3 protein-coding genes are annotated in these 3738 nt (G+C 72.4%); all 3 read left to right on the top strand.

The window, feature by feature from the left end:
- The first annotated feature begins 101 nt into the window (after positions 1-101).
- Positions 102-899, top strand: coding sequence for an enoyl-CoA hydratase/isomerase family protein (locus I6A81_RS40665; protein WP_203008075.1), 798 nt, complete (start codon positions 102-104; stop codon positions 897-899).
- On the top strand, positions 896-2494 hold the full coding sequence (locus I6A81_RS40660; RefSeq protein WP_203008073.1) for a class I adenylate-forming enzyme family protein: 1599 nt from the start codon (positions 896-898) through the stop codon (positions 2492-2494). The genes I6A81_RS40665 and I6A81_RS40660 overlap by 4 nt, the downstream gene beginning before the upstream one ends.
- Positions 2494-3738, top strand: a 1245-nt coding sequence (locus I6A81_RS40655) for an acyl-CoA dehydrogenase family protein (RefSeq protein WP_238431133.1), incomplete at its 3' end; no start/stop codon positions are given. The genes I6A81_RS40660 and I6A81_RS40655, both read left to right, overlap by 1 nt.

Below are 3738 nucleotides of genomic sequence, written 5' to 3'. Positions count from 1 at the left end.
TTCGGTGCGGGCGACGGCCACGCGCTCGCGCTGGCCGGCGCGCTCGCGGCGGAGACGACCGAGACGTCGGCGGAGACGGCGGAGAAGACGGAGGTGAGCGGATGACACAGACCGCGCGGCCGTCGTCCTACGGCACGATCACGTACGAGGTAACCCCGGACAAGGTCGCCACCATCACGCTGAACCGGCCCGAGGCGCTCAACGCGTTCGACCGCCAGATGTGCGAGGAGATCCGCGACGCCTGGAAGCGGGTCAAGGACGACCCGGCGGTCAACGCGGTCGTGCTGCGCGCCGCCGGCGACCGGGCGTTCTCCGCCGGCCTGGACATCAAGAAGAGCTACGGCCAGCCGGACGACGTCTGGAACCACGAGGACCCCGGCGAGCTGCTGTCCCCCAAGTGGCAGAAGGTCTGGAAGCCGGTCGTCTGCGCCGTGCAGGGGATCTGCACGGCCGGGGCGTTCTACTTCGTCAACGAGTCGGACATCGTGATCTGCTCCGAGGACGCCACCTTCTTCGACTCGCACGTCTCCCAGGGCATGGTGCTGGCCCTGGAGCCGATCGGCCTGATGCGCAAGATCGGGCTCGGCGAGACGCTGCGGATCGCGCTGTCGGGCAACGACGAGCGGGTCACCGCCGCCACCGCCCTGCGCATCGGGCTCGTGACCGAGGTCGTCGCGCGCGACCGGCTGTGGGCGCGGGCACACGAGATCGCCGCCGGGATCGCCGAGAAGCCATCGTCAGCCACCCAGGGCACGGTCCGTGCCATCTGGGAATCGCTGGACCGTCCGTACCGCGCCGCCATGGAGCAGGGATTGATCTACACCCGTCTGGGCAACCCGATCGGCATGGCCGAGGCCAGGGCCAACCCGCTGCCCAAGCGTCAGCCGAGGCTGCGGTGACTCCGACTGCCGCGGCGGGCGCGCCGAGTGCGCTGTCCGGCCGCATCGCTGAGACCCTCGTCCTCGATCCGGCCGCGCAGTTCCTGGAGTTCGAGGGCCAGTGGCGCACCTGGGGTCAGCTGGCGGTGACCGCGGGCGCGGTCGCCGCCCAGGTGCCGGGGCCCGGGACCCGGGTCGGTGTGCTGCTGCGCAACCGGCCGGCGCATGTCGGTTTCCTCGTCGGTTTGCTGCGTGCCGGGGCGTGTGTCGTCACGATCAATCCGAGCCGTGGTGTCGACCGGGTGCGCGCCGATCTCGCCGGCCTTGGTCTGCCGATCCTCGCCGGCACGCCCGAGGACATCGCCACGTTCGGGGGCGACGGGGCGGGCGGGGCGCCCGCGGGCCGGCTGGTGTTGACGGCGACCGATCTCGGTGAGCCGGTCGCCGCGTCGGGCCGGCTGCCGGACGACCTGGGGGCGTTGCGGCCGGGTGTGGCGGTGGAGATGTTGACCAGTGGTACGACCGGGCCGCCCAAGCGGATCCCGTTGGGCTACGAGATGCTCACCCGGGGGCTGGTGGGTGCCAAGCACTACGAGTCCAACCGGGACGACAGCCCCCGGCTGCGTTCGGGTGTGGCGATCGTGAATGCGCCGTTGGTGCACATGGGTGGCCTGTTCCGCGTCCTGCAGTGTCTCTACGACGGCCGGGCGCTGTGCCTGTTGGAGCGGTTCGCGCTCGACACGTGGGCCGACGCGGTGCGTCGGCACCGGCCGCGTACGGTCAGCCTGGTCCCGGCGGCGTTGCGCATGGTGCTGGAGGCCGATCTGGACCCGGCCGTGTTCGCCAGTGTCCGTTCGGTGATCTCGGGTACGGCCCCGCTGTCGCCGGACGACGCGGACGCCTTCGAGGCGAAGTACGGCGTCCCGGTGCTGGTCTCGTATGCGGCCACCGAGTTCGGCGGCGGCGTGGCGGGCTGGAACCTGTCCGATCATCAGAGGTACTGGGCGGTCAAGCGGGGCAGCGTCGGGCGGGCGCACGCCGGCTGTGAGCTGCGTGTCGTCGACGCGGAGAGCTTCGAGCCGTTGCCGGCGGATGCCGAGGGCCTGCTGGAGGTCCGCGCCCACCAGTTCGGCGACGGTGCTGTTGGCCTGGGGGCCTCCGGAGGCGCGAAGGAGGAGCATTCTCGCACCTCCTCCGGCCCGGGCTGGGTGCGCACCACCGACCTCGCCCGCCTGGATGCCGACGGGTTCCTGTGGATTCTGGGGCGGGCCGATCAGGCGATCATCCGGGGTGGTTTCAAGGTCCTTCCGGACGACGTCCGGGTGGTGCTCGAGCGTGACCCCCACGTGCGCGCCGCCGCCGTGGTCGGCCGTCCCGACCCGCGGCTGGGTGCCGTGCCCGTCGCCGCCGTCGAGCTGCGCGCTGCCGTCGGCGCGGGCGGGGCGAAGGAGGTGGTCGAGGCGCTGCTGGCGGATGCGGCCCGGGTGTTGGCCGCCTACGAGCTGCCGGCCGAGATCCGGGTCGTTGACGCGTTGCCGCGTACCCCGTCGGGCAAGGTCGACCTCGCCGCCGTCAAGGAACTTCTCGCCTCGCCACTGACCGACCAGGAGGGCTGATGGACCTCACCTACAGCGAGGCCGACGAGCGGTTTCGCGCCGGGCTGCGGGCCTGGCTGGAAAAGGAGGTGCCGGCGCACGGCGCGCCGCCGCCGCCTGGTGACTGGGCGGCGCGGCGGGCCTATGACACGGCCTGGCAGCGCAGGCTGTACGACGCCGGCTACGCGGGCCTGCAGTGGCCGAAGGCGTTCGGCGGCCGGGGCGTGGCGGTCAGCCAGCAGCTGGTCTACCTGGAGGAGTACGCGCGGGCGGACGCGCCGTATATCAGCGTCAACTTCGTCGGGATGATGCACGCGGGCCCGACGCTGATCGCGGAGGGCACGGATGCGCAGCGGGCGTTTCACCTGCCGCGGATCCTGCGCGGCCAGGACGTGTGGTGCCAGGGCTTCTCCGAGCCGGACGCCGGCTCGGACCTGGCGTCGCTGCGCACCCGGGCGGTGCGCGACGGCGACGAGTACGTCATCCACGGCCAGAAGATCTGGAGCACCCGGGCGCAGGTGGCCGACTACTGTGAGCTGCTGGTGCGTACCGACCCGGATGCGCGCAAGCACCGGGGGATCACCTGGCTGATCCTGGACATGCACCAGCCCGGTGTCGAGGTCCGCCCGATGCGCACGATCGACGGGGAGAGCCACTTCTGCGAGGTCTTCCTCGACGGCGCGCGCGCCCCGGTGGCCAACCGGGTGGGTGAGGAGAACGACGGGTGGCGGGTCACCAACGTCACGCTGCGCTTCGAGCGGGGCACGGCGTTCGCCCAGCACATCATCACGCTGCGCTCGCAGCTGCGGGCGCTCGTCGAGGTCGCGCAGGCGACCCCGACCGGCCCCGGCGGCGTGTCGGCCTGGGACGACTCGGCGCTGCGCAAGCAGGTCGGCAGGCTGGACGCGGGCGTCGACGCGCTGTGGCGGCTCACCCAGCTGGGGATCGCCGAGGCCGAGCGGACCGGGCTGCCGGCGCCGACCGGCTCGGCGGTGAAGCTGCGGTTCAGCGAGCTCGCCCAGGAGATCACCGAGCTGACGGTCCGGATCCTGGGCCGGCCCGTGCTCGGCGGCACCCCACCGCGGGCGCGCCAGGCCGCGCGCGACTACCTGTGGTCCCTGCAGTACACGATCGCCGCCGGCACCTCACAGATCCAGCGCAACCTCGTGGCCGAACGCATCCTCGGCATGCCCAAAAGTTCCCCTGGCCCTTCGGGCCCGCCGCCCCGGCGGGAAACGGGTGTGGCCCGTTCGGGCGCGTGTGGG

The sequence above is a fragment of the Frankia nepalensis genome, from assembly GCF_016786325.1.
GTDB lineage: Bacteria > Actinomycetota > Actinomycetes > Frankiales > Frankiaceae > Pseudofrankia > Pseudofrankia nepalensis.
The sequence above is the reverse complement of the archived record's forward strand: the minus strand, read 5'-3'. Positions and strand labels throughout refer to the sequence as shown.

Coding starts and splice junctions, on each gene's coding strand:
- I6A81_RS40665 (WP_203008075.1), top strand. CDS start 102: ATGACACAGACCGCGCGGCCGTCGTCCTACGGCACGATCACGTACGAG.